The organism is Verrucosispora sp. TAA-831 (genome assembly GCF_050780145.1).
Taxonomy (GTDB): Bacteria; Actinomycetota; Actinomycetes; order Mycobacteriales; family Micromonosporaceae; genus Micromonospora.
In genome coordinates, this window is record NZ_CP192240.1 from 4,717,004 (window position 1) to 4,735,128 (window position 18,125).

17 protein-coding genes are annotated in these 18,125 nt (G+C 71.4%); 11 read left to right on the forward strand and 6 right to left on the reverse strand.

What is annotated here, in order from left to right:
• The first annotated feature begins 283 nt into the window (after positions 1–283).
• From ACQVFL_RS20865 to ACQVFL_RS20875, 3 genes are all read left to right on the forward strand, one after another.
• Positions 284–1,600 carry a glycosyltransferase family 4 protein gene (locus tag ACQVFL_RS20865; protein ID WP_396699240.1) on the forward strand — a complete coding sequence of 439 codons (1,317 nt, stop codon included), beginning with the start codon at positions 284–286 and terminating at the stop codon, positions 1,598–1,600.
• 95 nt (positions 1,601–1,695) lie between these two features.
• Positions 1,696–3,510, forward strand: coding sequence for a serine/threonine-protein kinase (locus ACQVFL_RS20870; protein ID WP_431727415.1), 1,815 nt, complete (start codon positions 1,696–1,698; stop codon positions 3,508–3,510).
• 90 nt (positions 3,511–3,600) lie between these two features.
• A complete protein-coding gene (locus ACQVFL_RS20875) occupies positions 3,601–4,188 on the forward strand; it encodes a DUF1707 SHOCT-like domain-containing protein (RefSeq protein WP_431727416.1) in 588 nt (195 codons plus the stop codon).
• Here the strand turns inward: ACQVFL_RS20875 and ACQVFL_RS20880 are convergent, their stop codons facing one another.
• The 4 genes from ACQVFL_RS20880 to ACQVFL_RS20895 form a co-directional block, all read right to left on the reverse strand.
• Positions 4,189–5,592 (reverse strand): TolB family protein, encoded by a 1,404-nt coding sequence (locus ACQVFL_RS20880; protein WP_396699233.1) that lies wholly within the window; start codon positions 5,590–5,592, stop codon positions 4,189–4,191. It lies immediately after the preceding gene.
• Positions 5,589–6,092, reverse strand: coding sequence for a SigE family RNA polymerase sigma factor (locus ACQVFL_RS20885; RefSeq protein ID WP_431727417.1), 504 nt, complete (start codon positions 6,090–6,092; stop codon positions 5,589–5,591). Before ACQVFL_RS20885 ends, ACQVFL_RS20880 begins: the two co-directional genes overlap by 4 nt.
• 69 nt (positions 6,093–6,161) lie before the next feature.
• On the reverse strand, positions 6,162–6,671 hold the full coding sequence (locus tag ACQVFL_RS20890; protein WP_431727418.1) for a DinB family protein: 510 nt from the start codon (positions 6,669–6,671) through the stop codon (positions 6,162–6,164).
• A 5-nt stretch (positions 6,672–6,676) separates the two neighbouring features.
• A complete protein-coding gene (locus tag ACQVFL_RS20895) occupies positions 6,677–7,336 on the reverse strand; it encodes an SAM-dependent methyltransferase (RefSeq protein ID WP_396699227.1) in 660 nt (219 codons plus the stop codon).
• 125 nt (positions 7,337–7,461) lie between these two features.
• Here ACQVFL_RS20895 and ACQVFL_RS20900 point away from each other — a divergent pair, with 125 nt between their 5' ends.
• Complete coding sequence (locus ACQVFL_RS20900) at positions 7,462–8,043, forward strand: helix-turn-helix domain-containing protein (RefSeq protein WP_396699225.1); 582 nt, start codon at positions 7,462–7,464, stop codon at positions 8,041–8,043.
• Between the two features lie 49 nt (positions 8,044–8,092).
• Here the strand turns inward: ACQVFL_RS20900 and ACQVFL_RS20905 are convergent, their stop codons facing one another.
• Entirely contained in the window at positions 8,093–8,470 is a 378-nt protein-coding gene (locus ACQVFL_RS20905; protein ID WP_431727419.1) for a bleomycin resistance protein, read from the reverse strand.
• Positions 8,471–8,748: 278 nt separating this feature from the next.
• Here ACQVFL_RS20905 and ACQVFL_RS20910 point away from each other — a divergent pair, with 278 nt between their 5' ends.
• Complete coding sequence (locus ACQVFL_RS20910; protein WP_350700646.1) at positions 8,749–9,558, forward strand: metal-dependent hydrolase; 810 nt, start codon at positions 8,749–8,751, stop codon at positions 9,556–9,558.
• Between the two features lie 55 nt (positions 9,559–9,613).
• On the opposite strand, the gene ACQVFL_RS20915 is transcribed toward ACQVFL_RS20910, so the two are convergent.
• On the reverse strand, positions 9,614–9,952 hold the full coding sequence (locus ACQVFL_RS20915) for an ATP-binding protein (RefSeq protein WP_431727420.1): 339 nt from the start codon (positions 9,950–9,952) through the stop codon (positions 9,614–9,616).
• A 188-nt stretch (positions 9,953–10,140) separates the two neighbouring features.
• On the opposite strand from ACQVFL_RS20915, the gene ACQVFL_RS20920 reads away from it, so the two are divergent.
• The 6 genes from ACQVFL_RS20920 to ACQVFL_RS20945 all read left to right on the forward strand — a co-directional run bounded on the left by ACQVFL_RS20920 (position 10,141) and on the right by ACQVFL_RS20945 (position 18,122).
• Positions 10,141–11,238: a LacI family DNA-binding transcriptional regulator gene (locus tag ACQVFL_RS20920; RefSeq protein ID WP_431729865.1), complete on the forward strand. Its 1,098-nt coding sequence runs from the start codon at positions 10,141–10,143 to the stop codon at positions 11,236–11,238.
• Positions 11,239–11,274: 36 nt separating this feature from the next.
• Entirely contained in the window at positions 11,275–12,570 is a 1,296-nt protein-coding gene (locus ACQVFL_RS20925; RefSeq protein WP_396699220.1) for an ABC transporter substrate-binding protein, read from the forward strand.
• Between the two features lie 71 nt (positions 12,571–12,641).
• Positions 12,642–13,613, forward strand: a complete 972-nt coding sequence (locus ACQVFL_RS20930; protein ID WP_431727421.1) for a carbohydrate ABC transporter permease — start codon at positions 12,642–12,644, stop codon at positions 13,611–13,613.
• Positions 13,613–14,497 carry a carbohydrate ABC transporter permease gene (locus tag ACQVFL_RS20935; RefSeq protein WP_431727422.1) on the forward strand — a complete coding sequence of 295 codons (885 nt, stop codon included), beginning with the start codon at positions 13,613–13,615 and terminating at the stop codon, positions 14,495–14,497. Before ACQVFL_RS20930 ends, ACQVFL_RS20935 begins: the two co-directional genes overlap by 1 nt.
• Positions 14,494–16,725: an alpha-xylosidase gene (gene yicI / locus ACQVFL_RS20940; RefSeq protein WP_431727423.1), complete on the forward strand. Its 2,232-nt coding sequence runs from the start codon at positions 14,494–14,496 to the stop codon at positions 16,723–16,725. The genes ACQVFL_RS20935 and yicI overlap by 4 nt, the downstream gene beginning before the upstream one ends.
• The gene (locus ACQVFL_RS20945; RefSeq protein WP_431727424.1) at positions 16,722–18,122 is read left to right on the forward strand and encodes a GH1 family beta-glucosidase; all 1,401 of its coding nucleotides are present in this window, start codon (positions 16,722–16,724) and stop codon (positions 18,120–18,122) included. Before yicI ends, ACQVFL_RS20945 begins: the two co-directional genes overlap by 4 nt.
• The last annotated feature ends 3 nt before the right edge of the window (positions 18,123–18,125 follow it).

Below are 18,125 nucleotides of genomic sequence, written 5' to 3' on the forward strand. Positions count from 1 at the left end.
GTACACCGTCCGAATAGAACCTACGAAGCCGGACGTGGTAGGTCATCCGACACCTGCGGGACAAACCACCGATCGACTCCTACGAATGTCGCAGACCGGTGTCGGGCGGTACCGCCACCCCACACCGGCCCAGCCGCCGGCAGCCCTTTACACCACCGCAACGGCTACGTCTCCGCTGGTTATCCAGGCCCGACCAGGATTGGTCCCGATCCAGCCGCGACACCGACAGGCCCGCCGGGGGGCCTGCTGCCGGGCGCGCGGGGACGACTCCGAGGGGGCGCGTATGTCACCGAACGCCGACGTGATCGACATCAACCCCGCACGCTCGCAGCGGGTGCTGATCCTGTCCTGGGAGTACCCACCCGTCCTCGTCGGCGGACTCGGCCGCCACGTGCACGCCCTCTCCGTCGCCCTGGCCGCCGCCGGCCACCAGGTCACCGTCGTCACCCGCCACGCCGACGGCGCGCCGCTGGAGGAACACGTCGACGGCGTACGCGTCGTCCGGGCCGCCGAGGACCCGGTCACCTTCCCCCTGGCCACCGGCTCCCTGCTGGCCTGGACGATGGCGTTCAACCACACCCTCACCCGCGCCGCGCTGCGCGCCGCCGACACCGGCGACTACGACGTCGTCCACGCCCACGACTGGCTGGTCGCGCACACCGCGATCACCGTCGCCGAACACCTGGATCTGCCACTGGTCACCACCATCCACGCCACCGAGGCCGGCCGACACCAGGGCTGGCTGCCCGAGGAGATGAACCGCACCATCCACGGCGTCGAACACTGGCTCAGCAACGCCTCCACCCGACTGATCGCCTGCTCCGGCTACATGCGCGAGCAGATCACCACGCTGTTCGACGTACCCGCCGGACACGTCGACGTGGTCCCCAACGGCGTCGACGACCGGGCCTGGCGGGCCCGCCCCCGCGCGGTCGCCACCGCCCGTGCCCGCTTCGCCGGAGACGGCCCACTACTCGGGTACGCCGGCCGACTGGTCTACGAGAAGGGCGTGCAGCACCTCGTCGACGCCGTACCCGAGCTACGGGAACGGCACCCCGGGCTGCGGGTGCTGATCGCCGGCGACGGCCCGTACCGGGGCGAGTTGGAGGACCGCATCGGGCAGCTCGGGCTCGGCCGTACCGTCCGCTTCGCCGGGTTCCTGGACAACACCCAGCTCCCGGCGGTCCTCGGTGCCACCGACGCCACCGTCGTCCCCAGCCTCTACGAGCCCTTCGGCATGGTCGCACTGGAGGCCGCAGCGGCCGGCGCACCCCTGGCGGTGGCGCGCACCGGCGGCCTGGCCGAGATCGTCGAACCCGGCGTCACCGGCGTGACCTTCCCGCACAGCGATCCGTCGGCACTGGCCGGCGCGGTCGGCCAACTTCTCGGCGACGAGGTCTTCGCCCGCCGCGTCGCCCGCGCGGCCCGCACCATGGTCGGCCGCCGGTACGGCTGGGCCACCATCGCCGCCCGCACCGCCGAGACCTACGCCGTCGCCCGCCGCGACCACGGGCCCACGCACTCCCGGCACCCCGTCGTCGACTCCGTACCCCGCCGCCGCGCCATCACCATCCCCGACGGCAACCTGCTGGCCGTGTGAGGGGCCGCCGGCTCACCGTCGAGACACGCGCGCACGAGATAGGTGATCCCCGATCCGCTGGCTAAGGTGTACGCCGGACGGTGGATGGGGGACACGTGCGAGCGTTGATCGCCGACCGGTACCGACTGCTCGACCTGGTCGGTCGCGGCGGGATGGGCACCGTGTGGCGGGCCGACGACGAACTGCTGCACCGGCAGGTCGCCGTCAAACAGGTCGTCCTGCCGGCCCGGCTCGGCGGTGACGAACTCGACCACCTGCGCGCCCGGACGCTGCGCGAGGCCCGCACCGCCGCCCGGCTCAACCACCCCAACGTGGTCCGCGTCTACGACGTGGTCTCCGACGGCGGCACCCCGTGGATCGTCATGGAGTACGTGCCCTCGCGCACCCTCCAGGACGTCCTGGACACCGACGGGCCCCTGCCTCCGCGACGCGCCGCCCGCATCGGCCTGGCCCTGCTGGAGGCGTTGCAGGCCGCCCACAGTGCCGGCGTCCTGCACCGCGACGTCAAACCCGCCAACGTGCTCCTCGCCCACGACGGCCGGGTCCTGTTGACCGACTTCGGGCTGGCCGTGTTCGACGGCGACGGAGCGATGACCGGCGCCGGTACCATCCTCGGCTCCCCGCAGTACGTCGCCCCCGAACGCGCCGCCGAAGGCGTGTCCAGCGCGCCGGCCGACCTCTGGTCGCTCGGCGCCACCCTCTACGCGGCCGTCGAGGGCCGCTCGCCGTACGCCCGCAGCACCGCCATGGCCACCCTCAGCGCGCTGGCCTGCGCACCACCGGACCCGGCCCGCCACGCCGGGCCGCTCTCGGCTGTCCTGGCCGGGCTGCTGCGCCGCGACCCCGCGCACCGCGCCGACCACCCCGAGACCCGCCGCCGACTGCTCGCCGCCGCCGGCCCCGACGAGACCCCACCGCAGACCGGTGACGAGACCGCTCCCCTGCCCGGCGACGGGCGATCCCCCGACCCCGGCCCGCACCACCCCACCTCCGGACACCACGCCGACGATCGGACGGAGGGTGACCCGGCCGCTCCCACCATCGAGGAAAGGACGGCCGCTCCCGACGACCGGGACGACCTGCCGGACGAAACCACTCCGCTGAAGCTGCGGACCCGCACCGGCGAGCCGGACCGCGAGCGAGGTGCGGTGGCACGGCCCTGGGCGCTCGCCGCCGTCGCCGTCCTGGTGGCGATGGCCGCCGGTATCGGTACCGCGCTGACCGTGGTGGGCACCGGCGACGACCACCCGGACGCACCCCACGGGGTCACCGAATCGTGGCCGGGGACGGCCCCCTACGAAGCCGGTGGCCCGAACCCGGGCCCGGGTGGTCCGCCCCCACCCGACGGGAGACGCCCGCCCCCACCGCCGCCGGGCGGACTCGTACCACCGCCGCTGCCCTGCGTGCGACCGTGGGTCGACGGCGGGCCGCTCGACACCGCCGCGCCGGTGCCCGACGACGAGACGTTCCGGCCACCGTCCGGCTGGGCCTGGCACACCGACCGCACCGACTTCCGGGTGGCCCTGCCGGAACAGTGGCGGTACTCCCGCGACGACGACGTGGCCTGCTTCCAGGACCCGGCGACCGGGCGCGCGCTCACCGTCGCCCGCAGCACCGACACCAGCCTCGGCCCGGTGGCGCGGCTGCGCGCGGTCCGGGACCGGGAGTTGGCCGCCGGCACCCTCCCCGGGTACCAGGAGTTCCGGCTCGGCCGGATGGGCGACGCCACCGCGTGGGAGTTCGGCTGGCTGACCCCGCACGGCGACCGGCTCCGTGCCACGCAACTCGTGCCGGACGGGCGGGTCCGCGACCGCGCCTGGACGCTCGGCTGGATCACCCACGAGTACGACTGGGAGCCCTCGACCGCCCAGTTCGCCACCATCCGCTCCGGCTTCCGCCCCCGCCGCTGACTCCTCGGCGCCTGAATCACCGGCTGTCCTGGAGGATCGACGGAGGCCGGGTGGGGTGGGTCGGTGCGGCACGCCGCTAGGCTCGGGGGCGTGGAACGGGAACGGCACGACGACACTGACCGGCTGCGAGTCTCCGACCGGGAGCGGGAGGAGGTCGTGGACCTGCTCGGCAAGGCGGTGACCGAGGGCCGGATCACCCTCGACGAGTACACCGAGCGGGCCGGTGCCGCACACGCCTCCCAGACGCGTGGTGAGCTGGCCCGGCTGACCACGGACCTGCCGGATCACCCCGGCCGTAGCGTGCAGCCCCTGGGCGGGCACGCCCCGACCCCGGAGAAGCTCCTGGCGATCTTCGGCAGCGAGGTCCGCAAGGGCGCCTGGGCGGCACCGGAACTGATCGAAGCACGGGCCGTCTTCGGCGACTGCCGGATCGAGCTGCACGAGGCCCAGCTCTCCGCCCGCGTGATCCGCATCGACGCGGACGCGATCTTCGGCAGCATCACCATCGTCGTGCCGGAGGGCACCGACGTCCGGCTCACCGGCAGCGCGGTCTTCGGTGACAAGAAGTCGAAGCTGACCGGTCCGGTCACCCCCGGCAGCCCGGTGATCGAGGTGACCTGCCGGGCGATCTTCGGCGACGTGACCGTCCGGGCGCCCCGCAAACGCTGGTGGAGCTGATCACTCCTCGCCCGCTGCGGCACGGGCCCGCCGGACCCGCCGGTCATCGAACCAGAGCGCCAGCCCGACCCGGCCCCGATAGGCGGCGATCCCGCCCCAGACCAGGATGATCAGCCCCGTCCACCACCAGAACCGGCCGCCCACCCCACCGGGCGGACTCGCCTCCCGCACCCGACCGCTCTCGATCACACCGTCGGCCACGTCGATCGCGAAAATCTGATCCGGAGCGGTCAGCACCGTACGCGGCTCGTCAGCACCCGGAGTCAGCGCGAGCACCCGGACACCCCGCACGCTGCCGGACGAGGTGCGCTGGTCGATCTCCAACGGCTGGTCGAACCGGGCGGGCGACAGTGGGTTCGGGATGAAGCCCGCGACCAGCGCGGACCCGTCCGGTCCCCAGCCGAGCAGGCGGATGGTGGTCACGTCGGAGACGGCCGGCAGGTCCAGCGTTCCGGCGTCGCGGCCGGTCAGCGGGTCCACCCGGCGCAGGTGCCATTCAGTGCTGTCCACGCGACGGGTGGCCAGGGTCAGCCATCGACCGTCCGGGGTCCACGCTCCCTTGCCGGCCAACGTGGATTCGTAGGGCACCGCGAACGACGACAGCCGCGTACCGTCCCGCGCGGCCACCCAGACCGTGTTGCCGACCTGGTAGGCGAGCCGGTCGCCGGCCGGCGTGAACGCGACCGGGTGAGCGAAGATCTGCTGGTGGGCTGCCTCGCGCACGCGAGTCCGCTCGCGCCCGTCGACCGAGACGACGCTGAGCACCGACCGTAGGCTCGACTGCCGCGCGTCGGCGAACACGATGTCCACCATGGCGATGTGCCGGCCGTCCGGTGTCCACCCCGCCGGGTACGCGAACGTCACGTGCTCCGAGGTGCTCTCGACGTGCCGGGTGCGACCGGTGACCAGGTCGATGACGTCGACACCCGGCCGCTCCGGATCGTCGGCGGACCGGGCGATGTACCGGCCGTCCGGGGACAGCAGCACCTTCTCGCCGGCCGGCGAATGGGCTCCCATCCGCAGGATCCGATAGCGATCGGAGTCGGCACCGACCGCCCCGACGTAACCCGTCGGGTCCGGCCCGTTCAGCCGCCCTCGTTCCCCGCTGAACAGGACGGCGGCCGGGCCGAGGCGCGGTCGGTCGGTGACGTGCAGCGCACCGATCGGCGGGAGGCCGATCCGGTCCGGCAGCGCACCGGCGACCCCGTCGGCCGGGTCCACGCTCGGGGCGCGCCCCACCGGCGCCACTGTCATGGCGAGCGCGACCAGGACCAGGACCAGCGCTGCCGCGCCCCGGTTCCGGCGTCGGGTGCGTCGTGCGGTGGCCAGCGCCCGCTCGTACACCGGGTAGACCGGCGCGTCCTCCGCCGTGTCCCGCAACGCCTCGCGCAGTCGGCTGGTCACCGTGCACTCCTCTCGGCCGTGTCGTCGACCAGGTCGGGGGCGATCTGCCGGAGCCGCCGCAATGCGTCATGGCCATGGCGTTTGACCGTGCCGACCGAACAACCCAACACCTCGGCGACCCGCGCCTCCGTCAGGTCCTCGTAGAACCGCAACACGATCACCACCCGCTGACGCGGAGTCAGCTGCCGCAACGCGGCAGCGAGGCTGAGACGCAACGCGCTGGCCTCGGTGCCGTCACCGGCCGGCCGTTCCGGCGGCTGCGCCTCCAGCCGCTCCACCAACCGACGCCGCCGCCACCACGACACCTGCTGGTGATACATCACCCGACGCACGTACGCCTCCGGGTCACCATCGGCAACCCGCCGCCAATGCCGATACGTCCGCGCCAACGCCACCTGCAACAGATCCTCGGCGAGCTGATGATCCCCGGTCAGCAGATACGCCGTCCGCGACAACCCCGGCGAACGATGCACCACGAACTCGTGGAACGACTGGACCATGCCCACCCCCTCACCGCTCTAGAACGTCAGAGGACACACCGATGGTTGGGGTCGATGGTGACGGGCCGGTCAGCGGCCGGTGGAGCCGTCGATCCGTTCGCGGAGGATGTCGGCGTGGCCGGCGTGCCGGCCGGTCTCCTCGATCATGTGCACCAGCACCCACCGCATCGACGGCGCCGGTCCGCGTCGAGGCGGTCGCGGGGCGGGATGGGACAGGTCCGGGCAGGCGTCGATGACCTGGTTGGCCCGCTCGACGGTGGCCCGGTATTCGGCGAGTACGCCCTCGACGGTGTCGTCGGCGGACGGCCGCATGGTCGCCCGCCAGTTGTCGACGGTCTCGCCGAGGAAGTAGAAGCGTTCGACGTGCGTGAGATGCGTGATCAACCCGAGGAGGTTGGTCCCCGAGGGCACCCCGGCCGTACGGACCTGCGGTTCGTCGACGCCGGCGACCTTGTCCGCTATCGAGGTACGCAGGTAGTCGAGGAAGCCTCGCAGGGTGGCCTTCTCGTCGGCGCCGGTCCAGGCCGGTCCGGTGTCCCGGGCCCGGGCGCGGGTTCGTCGTGGGCGGTCGGTCGGCACGTCCGTCACTCCGTTCCGGTGGCACGTCGGATGAGCAGGACGTGGTCGATGACGGTCGCGACCTGACCGGCCGGTCCGGTCGCGCGACGATGGGGCGCATCGGCGCGCAGCACCGTCCAGTGCGCGGGGTCCAGTTCGAGGTCGGCGGCGACCTCGTGCGGGGTCGGGTGGTGGACGTCGGGGTCCTGGTTCCAGGACCAGGGGGCGGTGGAGCCGTGGTCGACGATCAGCAGGTGTCCACCGGGGCGCAGGGCCCGTGCGGCGGTACGAAGGATCCGGCTGCGCAGCATCGCGAACGGCGTGTGGAAGTACTGGGCGGAGACGAGGTCGAACCGGCCGGCCGGGAAGCCGCTGGTCAGGTCGTGCCGTTCGGTGACGACCCGGTCGCCGAGGCCGAGCTCGCGGGCGCGGGCCCGGACCCGGTCGACGGCGGTGGCGGAGATGTCCACGGCGGTGACGTGCCACCCGTGGCGAGCCAGCCATAGGGTGTCGCCGCCGGCACCGCAGCCCAGGTCGAGGGCGTCGCCGGGATGCAGTGGCGTGGCGGTTTCGGCGAGCAGCGGGTTGGCCCGTCCGCCCCAGGTACGCCGGGAGCGGTAGTGCCGCTCCCAGAACCGAACGGCGTCGTCCGGCCCGTTCGGGTCCGATGCTCCGGTGGCGTCCATTGGTGCCCTTTCGTCAGGTCGGCGCACCGGCGTCCGGCAGGCCGATCGCGCGGTGCGGTGCCGCCAGCATCACCAACACCTTTGCCCGTTTGCAATTTCTCTTGCAGATCCGCAATCATCGGGGCATGGACGACTCTGCCGGGGACGTGTTGGCCGGTGTCGGGCCGCGACTGCGGGCGCTGCGCCGAGCGCGTCAGACCACGCTGGCGGCGCTGGCGAGCGAGACCGGCCTGACGGCGAGCACCCTGTCCCGCCTCGAGAACGGCAAGCTGCGCCCGACACTGGAGCAACTGCTGCCGCTGGCGCGGGCGTACGGCGTACCGCTGGATGATCTGGTCGCGGCGCCGCCCACCGGCGATCCGCGCATCCACCTCCGGCCGATCCGGCGCGCCGGGTTGGTGCTGGTGCCGCTGACCCGGCGGGCCGGCGGCGTCCAGGCGTACAAGGTGATCTATCCGCCGGCGGGGCGGTCGCCGACGACGAAACCGCAGACCCACGAGGGATACGAGTGGTTCTACGTGCTCAACGGCACCGTCCGGTTCGTCCTCGGCGATCAGGAGTTCCGGCTCGGCGTCGGCGAGGCGGCCGAGTTCGACACCCGCATCCCGCACTGGATCGGCAGCGCCGACGAGCGGCCCGCGGAACTGCTCACGCTCTTCGGTCCGCAGGGAGAGCACGCCCACGTGACACCGGCGCACCGGGCGTAGCCGGCTCGGCGCGGCGCGTCGTGCGACGGTGGCTGGCCCGCCCGTCCGGTCAACCCAGCGCGGGAACGGGTGCGCCGATGCGGTGCAGCGTGCCGTCCGGGTCGACGTAGGCGAACTCGCGCAGCCCGTACGGGGTGTCGTGAGGCTCGCCCAGCCGGCCGTCGACACCCGAGGCGGCCCAGGCGGCATGCAGCGCGTCGGCATCGGAGACGTACAGGTAGAGCGCCGACGCCGTGCGGGTCGGGTCGTGTTCGGCCCACTCGGTCAGGTGCCACGAGACCGAGTCCCGCTCGACGAATCCGTACCGCTCGGGCCCGGTGTGGGCGCGCACGGTGAAGCCGAGCCGCCGGTAGCGGTCCAGCGCGGCGTCCAGGTCACGCACCGGCACCACCGGGGCGATCCTGTCGAAAGTGATCTCTGTGGGCATGCGGGCACCCCGTCCGGAAGCGCCGATGTGCGGCGACGACGTCCCGGAGACCGTACCGCCGGGCTACGACAGGTCGGCGGTACGCCGCGTCCCATGGCCGACACAAGCGGTTCGGTGAGCCCTTCGGCGCTGCCATACTCCCTGGTGGTCGGGCCGTTCCCCGGGCAGCGCCACGGCGCTGTCCCTTGTGGAGGAGAACGCCGGTCCCCCTGCGGCGTGGCGGAGAACTACAGTGACGTAGTTTTGGCGCTCAAGATCCCTGGGGAGGGCGAGCCGAGATGATGGGTCCGTCGCACGCGCTGTCAGGCGCGGCGGTATGGCTGAGCGGGTCCTGGGCGCTCCAGCACTTCTACGACTACGAGCAGTCGCCGCTGGCGTTGGCCGTCGGTACCGCCGTCTGCGCCGGTGCCGCGCTGCTGCCGGACATCGACCTGTCCGGCAAGGTGACCCGCAACCGGGGCGGCGCGACCGTGGCCCGCACCTTCGGTGTCTTCTCGCTGTTCGTCGCCGAGGTGGTGGAGAAGATCTCGCTGGGCGTCTACTACGCCACCAAACTCAGTCGGGACCCGAAGCGCAACAACGGCCACCGGACGCTGACCCACACCATCCCGTTCACCGTGCTGGTCGGCTGGGGCACCACCACGCTGTGCGTCCAGTACGGCAAGTGGGCGGTCATCGGCATCCTGTTCTTCATGATCGGTCTGGCGCTGCGCGGCCTGTTCGACAAGTGGGCCGCGCGCGCCGGCTGGGTCATCGTCACGCTGGTCTCGGCCGGCGCCGCCGTATTCACCGCCGTCAACCTGCCCGGTGACCGCGGCTATCCGATGATCGGGCTGGCGGTCGGGGTCGGCTCGTTCGTGCACATCCTCGGCGACATGATCACCCGAGCCGGCGTACCCATCCTGTGGCCGATCCCGATCAAACGGCGGATGTGGACACCGATCAGCCTGCCCGACAAGATCGCGATGCGGGCCGGCGGACGGACCGAGACCGTCTTCGTACGCACCGGGCTCATGGTCGTCTCGGCACTGGCCGCGCTGGGCCTGGTCGCCCCGTCGGTGCTGGAGAAGTTCCACCTCGATATCTGATCTGACCCCTCCTCGCGCCGGGAACCATCCACCGGCCGGGCCGCTGGCGATCGGCTCATCGCCCGGCGTCCACGAAGGCGACGATCTCGTCGAGTCCGGGACGGTAGCCGTCGCTGGCGTCCACCTCGATCTCGGGTACGTCGAGCCGGACGGGCTGAAACTCGTGGTGGCGGACGGCATGGGTCTGTCGGCCGCCGAGGTGCGCATCCGCATGGGCCCGCCGGGTCGCGACCTCGTCCTGTCGTCGCCGGACGCGGTCGAAGGCCGTCTGCGCGGAGACCTGGCAGTGCACCACCCGAATGTCGGCGATCCCGACCAGTGGCTCCAGACCGGGGTGCCATAGGCGATCTTGAAAGGCCGCCTCGGCGACCGTGGTGACGCCTGCGGTGACCACAACTCCATGATCGACGGGCGAGTGCAGTGTCGCGAGGGGTAGCGGGAGAGCGGCGAGGGGGCGGCCGGGGGCCTTGACGTCGGTTTGTCATGGGGTATTGACGTGGCTGTAACACGTGACCTACCTTCTGTCGAACCGCTTAGTCGAAGCGTTTCGACGAGCCCGCGAGGGAGGTGCCCGTGGCCACCATGCAGGACGTGGCGCGTCGCGCCGGGGTCTCGGTCAGCACCGTGTCGTACGTGCTCACCGGCACCCGCCCGATCTCCCAGGCCACCCGGGACAAGGTCCTCGCCGCGATGGCCGCGCTCGACTACCAGCCCAACGCGATGGCCCGCGGGCTGGCCAGCCGCCGCAGCCGCATCCTCGGCCTGCTGCTGCCGATGGACGAGCGGGGTCTCGGGGCCACCGAGACCGCCTTCGTCACCGGCGCGGCGGCCGCCGCCGGTGCGGCCGGCTACCACCTGGTGCTCTCCCCCATCGGCGTCGGCGACCTCGACGAGCTGCGCCGGCTGGCCAGCCAGCGGATGCTCGACGGCGCGCTGCTGATGGAGGTACAGGTGCACGACCCCCGGGTGGACGTGCTGCGGGAGGTCGGCGTACCGCTGGTGCTGATCGGTCGCACCGCGGACACCAGCGGGCTGTCCTACGTGGACATCGACTTCGCGCAGACCGTCGAGGACGCTGTCGGCCACCTGGTCGACCTCGGACACCGCCGGATCGTCTACGTCAACCACTCCGCCGACACCCTCGCCGAGGGCTACGGCCCGGCGCTGCGGACCCGGGACGCGTTCACCGCCGCGATGACCGGACACGCCCTGGAACCACTGATGATCCCCGCCGAGGACAGCGCCGCCGGGGGCCGGGCCGCGCTGGACACCGCGCTGCGGCAGGCACCGGACCTGACCGCGATCCTGGCGATGAACGAGAACGCGGTCTTCGGTCTGCTCGGCGAACTGGCCGCCCGGGGTCGGACGGTCCCCGACGACGTCTCGGTCGTCTCGATGGTCACCTCGCCCCAGGTCGCCGAACTGGCCACGCCCGCGCTGACCGCGATGAGTTCACCCGGCTCGGCGGTCGGCCGGATCGCCATCGAGACGCTGCTGCGTCACCTCGACGGCGGTCGTGACGAGATCCACCAGCAACTGTTGCCGTGCGCGCTGGAGGTCCGTGGATCCAGCGCTCCGCCGCGTACGGCCGGCACGAGTGACACGGGGGCCGGCGGCGACCAGCCGGCTCCGGACAGTGAAGCAGCCCGCCGTCGCGCTGCCACGCGACGACGGGCTTGAGGAGTACCGGCTCGATACTCAACAGGGAGACTAGCAATGCGACGATTCCGCAGCGTAGCCGTGGCGGCCACGGTGGCCGCGCTCACGGCGACGAGCCTGGCCGCCTGCGGCGGTGACGGGGACGACAGCGGGGCCAACGTCCTCAAGCTCTGGCACTACGAGAGCGCGAACAGCGCGATGGGCATCGCCTGGGACCGGGCCATCGAGATCTTCAAAGACGAACACCCCGGGGTCGAGGTGCGCTTCGAGCGCAAGGCGTTCGAGCAGATCCAGCAGAACGCCGGGATGATCATCAACTCGGCCGAGGGCCCCGACATCATGGAGTACAACAAGGGCAATGCCACCGCTGGGTTGCTCTCCTCGCAGGGCTTGCTCACCGACCTGACCGCCGAGGCCACCGAACGCGGTTGGGACAAGGCACTGAGCCCCAGCCTGCAGACCACCGCCCGGTACGACAACGGCGTGATGGGTTCGGGCAACTGGTACGGCGTGCCCAACTACGGCGAGTACGTGATGGTCTACTACAACAAGGAACTCTTCACCGAGCACGGCGTCACCGTGCCGACGACGCTGGCCGAGATGACCGCCGCGATGGACACCTTCGTCGCCAAGGGCGTCACGCCGCTGGGCATGTCCGGCGCCGAGTACCCGGCCGGTCAGCTCTTCTACCAGCTCGCGCTCTCCCGCGCCGACCGCAGCTTCGTGAACGACTACCAGCTCTACGCCAACCCGGTGGATTTCAAGGCCGACCCGCTCAGGTACGGCGCGGACACCTTCGCCGAGTGGGTCCGCAAGGGCTACATCGCCAAGGACTCCGCCAGCCTCAAGGCCGAGGACATGGGCACCTCGTTCATCTCCGGCAAGGTACCGATGATCGTCTCCGGTAGCTGGTGGTACGGCCGCTTCAAGAGCGAGATCTCCTACGACTGGGACAGTTTCCTCTTCCCCGGCAACACGATGCACGCCGGCTCCTCCGGCAACCTCTGGGTGGTCCCGGAGACCAGCAAGGCCAAGAACCTGGCGTACGACTTCATCGACATCACCATGCGGCCGGAGATCCAGGCGCTGATCGGCAACAACGGGGGCGTGCCGGTGGCAGGCGACCCGGCCACGATCAGCGACGAGAAGGACCGCAAGCTGATCGAGAACTTCAACACCATCAGCGGCCAGGACGGCCTGGCCTTCTACCCGGACTGGCCGGTGCCCGGCTACTACGACGTGCTGGTCTCCGGCTTCCAGGGCCTGATCAACCAGTCCCGGTCGCCCGAGCAGGTCCTCGACGCGATCGCCAAGCCCTACCAGGACGGCGTCGCGGAGATCACGCGCGACTGAGCGGCGGCGGGGGCGGGCGTACCCGTCGGCGTCACCACGGTGACGCCCGCCCCACCCTGGAAGGACCTCCCATGGCAGTGCCCGACACCGTCGCCGCCCGCCCGGGGGCGACCCCGTCACCCCCGACGGGCAAGACCCCGCGCCGCCCCCGACGCCCCGACGCCGGCTACTGGCTCTATCTGCTGCCCGGCGCGGTGCTGTTCCTGCTCGTCATCGGCGGCCCGCTGATCTACACCGGTTACCTGTCCCTGACCAAGTGGTCCGGCGTCGGCGACCCCAGCTTCATCGGCCTGGACAACTACCGCACCCTGCTCACCGACGACGTCTTCTGGACCTCGTTCCGCAACACCGTCGCGATGATCGTCGCGATGGTGGTGGTGCCCACCCTGATCGGCCTGGTCCTCGCCGCCGTGCTGTTCGACACCATCGGACGGCGGTTCCGGCCGCGTACCGCCGCCGCCCTGCGGGCCGCCTTCTATCTGCCGCAGGTGCTGCCGGTCGTGGTGGCCGGCATCGTCTGGGGCTGGATCCTGCGACCCGACGGAGCGCTCAACGGACTGCTCGACGCGATCGGGCTCGGCGCGCTGAGTCACGACTGGCTCGGCGACCCGGGCACCGCACTGCCGGTGGTCATGGCGGTGATGATCTGGGTGCAGCTCGGCTACCCGGTGGTCGTGTTCATGGCGGCGCTGGAACGGGTCAACCCGGAACTCTACGAGGCGGCCGAGATCGACGGCGCCGGCTGGTGGCGACGGTTCCGGGCGATCACCCTCCCGCAGATCCGGCCGGAGACCTTCGTGGTCGGCCTGACCTGCACCATCGCCGCGATGAAGGTGTTCGGTCCGATCTACGCGCTGACCCGGGGCGGCCCGGAGAACGCCACCAACGTGCCCTCCTACTTCGCCTACTTCACCTTCTTCAAGCGGCTCAACGTCGGCTACGGCTCGGCGATCTCGATGGTGCTGACACTGATCATCGTCGTGGTGGCGGTGCTGTTCATCCGCGCGCAGAACCGCGCCGAACGCCGCGACGGAGGAATCTGATGGCCGTCACGTTCACCCCACCCCGCACCGGCGGCCGTACCCGGCGGGTGCCCGACCGGCACCATCGGGGCATCACCCGCTGGATCGTGCTGGCCCTGGTCACCGTCGCCGCGCTGGTGATGCTGGTGCCGTTCGCGTTCATGCTGCTCAACGCGTTCAAGTCACCCGGTGACTACTCGACCAACGGCCCGCTGAGCTGGCCGACCGAGTTCTACACCACCGGGTTGCGCACCTACTGGGACCAGGTCGACTTCCCGGTCAAACTGTGGAACTCGGTCCTCATCTCCGGCTCCGTCGCGGTGCTCGCCGTGGTCGTCTCCCTACTCAGCGCGTACGCGCTCGGCATCGGCCGGGTCCGCGGCCGGCTCTGGATCATCGGGCTGTTCCTGCTGGCCAACATGCTGCCGCAGGAGGCCCTGATCTACCCGCTCTACCACTTCGCCAAGGAGGCCGGGCTCTACAACACCCGCCTGGCGGTGATCATCATCTTCACCGTCATCCAGGCCGCCTTCGGCACGTACCTGCTCGCCTCCGTGCTCAGCACCTTCCCGCGTCCACTCCTGGAGGCCGCCGCACTGGACGGCGCCGGCAGGTGGCGGATCCTGTGGCGGGTGGTGCTGCCCAACATCCGGCCCACCATCTCGGTGCTGCTGGTCTTCTTCTTCATCTGGACCTGGAACGAGTTCCTCATCCCCCTGGTGATGCTGATCGACAACCAGACCCAGACCATCCCGGTCGCGCTCGCCTCGTTGCAGGGGGATCGGCTGATGGACGCTCCCACCACCAACGCCGGCGCGTTGCTCAGTCTGCTCCCGGCGATCCTGTTCTTCCTCGTCTTCCAGCGCACCCTGGCGCGCGGCATCACGGCAGGAGCCGACAAGTGAAGTTCACCGACGGATACTGGCAACTGCGTCCCGGGGTGAGCGTGCTGCGCCCCGGCACGGTCGAGTCGGTCGAGCCGGACGAGCGGTCCTTCACCGTCTTCGCCCCGATCGGCAGGATCACCGGACGCGGTGACACCCTGAACCGCCCGGTGGTCACCGTGCGCTTCTTCTCCCCCGCCCCCGGCGTGGTCGGGGTGACCGTCGGACACCACTCGGGCGGGCTGCCCAAACAGCCCCGCTTCGCCCTCGCCGACAGCGCCGCACACCCGGTGCAGGTGGAGGTCACCGGGCTCAGCGCCCGGCTGACCACCGGCGAGTTGACCGTGCGGGTGGCGCTGACCGGCCCGTGGCGGGTCGACTTCCTGCGCGGCGACAAGCTGGTCACCTCGTCCACCGAACGCAGCATCGGCGTGGTCACCGACGCCGAGGGCCACAAGTACGTGCACGACCGGCTCTCGCTCGGTGTCGGCGAGACGATCTACGGCCTCGGCGAGCGCTTCGGCGCGTACGTCAAGAACGGCCAGACCGTCGACATCTGGAACGCCGACGGCGGCACCGCCAGCGAGCAGGCGTACAAGAACGTGCCGTTCTATCTCAGCAGCGCCGGATACGGCGTGTTCGTGGACCACCCCGAGCACGTGTCCTTCGAGGTGGGCTCCGAGGTGGTGTCGCAGACCCAGTTCAGCGTGCCGGGGCAGTCGCTGACCTACCACGTGATCGACGGACCCACGCCCAAGGACGTGCTGCGCCGCTACACCGCGTTGACCGGCCGCCCGGCCCGGGTGCCGGCCTGGTCGTACGGGCTGTGGCTGTCCACCTCGTTCACCACCTCGTACGACGAGAAGACGGTCACCGAGTTCATCGACGGGATGGCCGAGCGGGACCTGCCGCTGTCGGTGTTCCACTTCGACTGTTTCTGGATGCGGCAGTTCCACTGGGTCGACTTCATCTGGGACCCGGCGACCTTCCCCGACCCGGAGGGGATGCTGCGCCGGCTGCACGAACGCGGCCTCAAGGTGTGCGTCTGGATCAACCCGTACATCGCCCAACGGTCGTACCTGTTCGAGGAGGGCCGGCAGGCCGGCTACCTGGTCCGCAACCCGGACGGGTCGGTCTGGCAGTGGGACAAGTGGCAGGCCGGGATGGCGCTGGTCGACTTCACCAACCCGGACGCGGCCCGCTGGTACGCCGACAAGCTCAAGGTGCTGCTGGACATGGGCGTCGACTGCTTCAAGACCGACTTCGGCGAGCGCATCCCGACCGACGTGGTCTGGCACGACGGCGCCGACCCGCAGCGGATGCACAACTACTACTCCCACCTCTACAACAAGACCGTCTTCGAGCTGCTGACCGCCGAACGCGGCGAGGGCGAGGCGGTCGTCTTCGCCCGCTCCGCCACTGCGGGCGGCCAGCAGTTCCCGGTGCACTGGGGTGGCGACTGCGAGTCCACCTTCGTGGCGATGGCCGAGTCGCTGCGCGGCGGCCTGTCGCTGGCCGCCTCGGGCTTCGGCTACTGGAGCCACGACATCGGCGGCTTCGAGGGCACGCCCGACCCGGCGGTGTTCAAGCGGTGGATCGCCTTCGGGCTGCTCTCCTCCCACTCGCGGCTGCACGGCTCCGGCTCGTACCGGGTGCCGTGGGCCTACGACGCGGAGGCGGTCGACGTGCTGCGCCGGTTCACCCGGCTCAAGATGTCGCTGATGCCGTACCTGGCGGCGGCGGCCGACGAGGCGCACCGGGAGGGCGTACCGGTGATGCGGCCGATGGTCCTGGAGTTCCCGGACGACCCGACCGCCGCGTACCTGGACCGGCAGTACATGCTCGGCCCGGACCTGCTGGTCGCCCCGGTGATGAGCGCCGACGGGCAGGTCACCTACTACGTGCCGGCCGGCACCTGGACCCACCTGACCAGCGGCGCGCAGGTCACCGGCCCGTGCTGGGTCACCGAGAAGCACGGTTTCGACAGCGTCCCGGTGCTGGCCCGGCCCGGCTCGGTCATCCCGTTCGGGACCGTCACCGACCGACCCGACTACCGCTGGGCGGACGACGTCACGCTGCGCCTGTACGCTCCGGCGCCGGGCCAGCGGACCCGGGTCCGGGTGCCGGCGCCCGACGGCGGGTCCGGCACGGAGTTCGAGGTGTACCACCGCGACGGGACGGCCACCGCCGAGGTGGTGGCGGGCGACTCGTCGGGGTACCGCTGCGAGGTCACGGAGGTGGCGAAGTGAGTGATGTCGTGTTCCCCGAGGGCTTTGTCTGGGGGTCGGCCACGGCCGCGTACCAGATCGAGGGGGCAGCCCGGATCGACGGCCGGGGACCGTCGATCTGGGACACCTACAGTCACACACCGGGACGCACCCTGAACGGGGACACCGGCGACGTCGCCGCCGACCACTACCACCGGTGGGAGTCCGACCTGGACCACATCGCCGCGCTCGGGCTGGACGCGTACCGCTTCTCCATCGCCTGGCCCCGGGTGCAGCCCGGCGGCTCCGGCCCGGTCAACCAGGCCGGCGTGGACTTCTACTCCCGGCTGGTGGACGGGCTGCTGGCGCGTGGTGTGCAGCCGGTCGCCACGCTCTACCACTGGGACCTGCCGCAGGAACTGGAGGACGCCGGCGGCTGGCCGGAGCGGGACACCGCGCTGCGTTTCACCGACTACGCCACCGCGATCGTCGGGGCGCTCGGCGACCGGGTGCACACCTGGACCACGTTCAACGAGCCGTGGTGCTCGGCGTACCTCGGGTACGCCTCCGGCGTGCACGCGCCGGGGCGCACCGAACCGGCGGCGGCGCTGCGCGCCGTACACCATCTGAACCTGGCGCACGGCCTGGCCGGCCGGGTGATCCGCGACCTGGCCCCGGCGGCGCGGCTGTCGGTCACGCTCAACCTGCACGTGATCCGCCCGGCCTCCGACTCGGCGGCGGACGCCGACGCGGTTCGCCGGATCGACGCGCTGGCCAACCGGGCCTTCCTCGGCCCGATGCTCGACGGCGCGTACCCGGCCGACCTGCTCGCCGACACGGCGGCGGTCACCGACTGGTCGTTCGTGCACGACGGCGACGAGCGCACCGCGGGCATCCCGCTCGACGTGCTCGGCGTCAACTACTACTCGACCACCCTGGTCCGCGCCTGGGACGGGGTCTCCGCCCGGTCGAGCGCGGACGGCCACGGCCGGTCGGCGCACTCGGCCTGGGTCGGCGCCGACCGGGTCGACTTCCTGCCCCAGCCGGGCCCGTACACCGCGATGGGCTGGAACATCGAGCCGGCCGGTCTGACCGAGCTGCTGCTGCGGCTGCACCGCGAGTACCCCGACCTGCCGCTGATGATCACCGAGAACGGGGCCGCCTTCGACGACATGGTCTCGCCCGACGGCGCGGTGCACGACGACCGCCGCGTCGACTACCTGCGCCGGCACATCGCCGCCACACACGACGCGATGGCGGCGGGCGCGGACGTGCGGGGCTACTTCGTCTGGTCGCTGTTGGACAACTTCGAGTGGGCGTACGGCTACGACCGCCGGTTCGGGATCATCCGCGTCGACTACGACACCCAGGCGCGGCTCTGGAAGGACAGCGCCCACTGGTACCAGCGCCTGGCCGCCGGCAACGTCCTGCCCGACTGAGCG

What these genes read in the sequence shown, in the direction of transcription:
- ACQVFL_RS20865 (WP_396699240.1), top strand. Translation starts at nt 284, where the DNA reads ATGTCACCGAACGCCGACGTGATCGACATCAACCCCGCACGCTCGCAG.
- ACQVFL_RS20885 (WP_431727417.1), bottom strand. Translation starts at nt 6,092, where the DNA reads ATGGTCCAGTCGTTCCACGAGTTCGTGGTGCATCGTTCGCCGGGGTTG.
- ACQVFL_RS20895 (WP_396699227.1), bottom strand. Translation starts at nt 7,336, where the DNA reads ATGGACGCCACCGGAGCATCGGACCCGAACGGGCCGGACGACGCCGTT.
- ACQVFL_RS20900 (WP_396699225.1), top strand. Translation starts at nt 7,462, where the DNA reads ATGGACGACTCTGCCGGGGACGTGTTGGCCGGTGTCGGGCCGCGACTG.
- ACQVFL_RS20905 (WP_431727419.1), bottom strand. Translation starts at nt 8,470, where the DNA reads ATGCCCACAGAGATCACTTTCGACAGGATCGCCCCGGTGGTGCCGGTG.
- ACQVFL_RS20910 (WP_350700646.1), top strand. Translation starts at nt 8,749, where the DNA reads ATGATGGGTCCGTCGCACGCGCTGTCAGGCGCGGCGGTATGGCTGAGC.
- ACQVFL_RS20920 (WP_431729865.1), top strand. Translation starts at nt 10,141, where the DNA reads ATGCAGGACGTGGCGCGTCGCGCCGGGGTCTCGGTCAGCACCGTGTCG.
- ACQVFL_RS20925 (WP_396699220.1), top strand. Translation starts at nt 11,275, where the DNA reads ATGCGACGATTCCGCAGCGTAGCCGTGGCGGCCACGGTGGCCGCGCTC.
- ACQVFL_RS20930 (WP_431727421.1), top strand. Translation starts at nt 12,642, where the DNA reads ATGGCAGTGCCCGACACCGTCGCCGCCCGCCCGGGGGCGACCCCGTCA.
- ACQVFL_RS20935 (WP_431727422.1), top strand. Translation starts at nt 13,613, where the DNA reads ATGGCCGTCACGTTCACCCCACCCCGCACCGGCGGCCGTACCCGGCGG.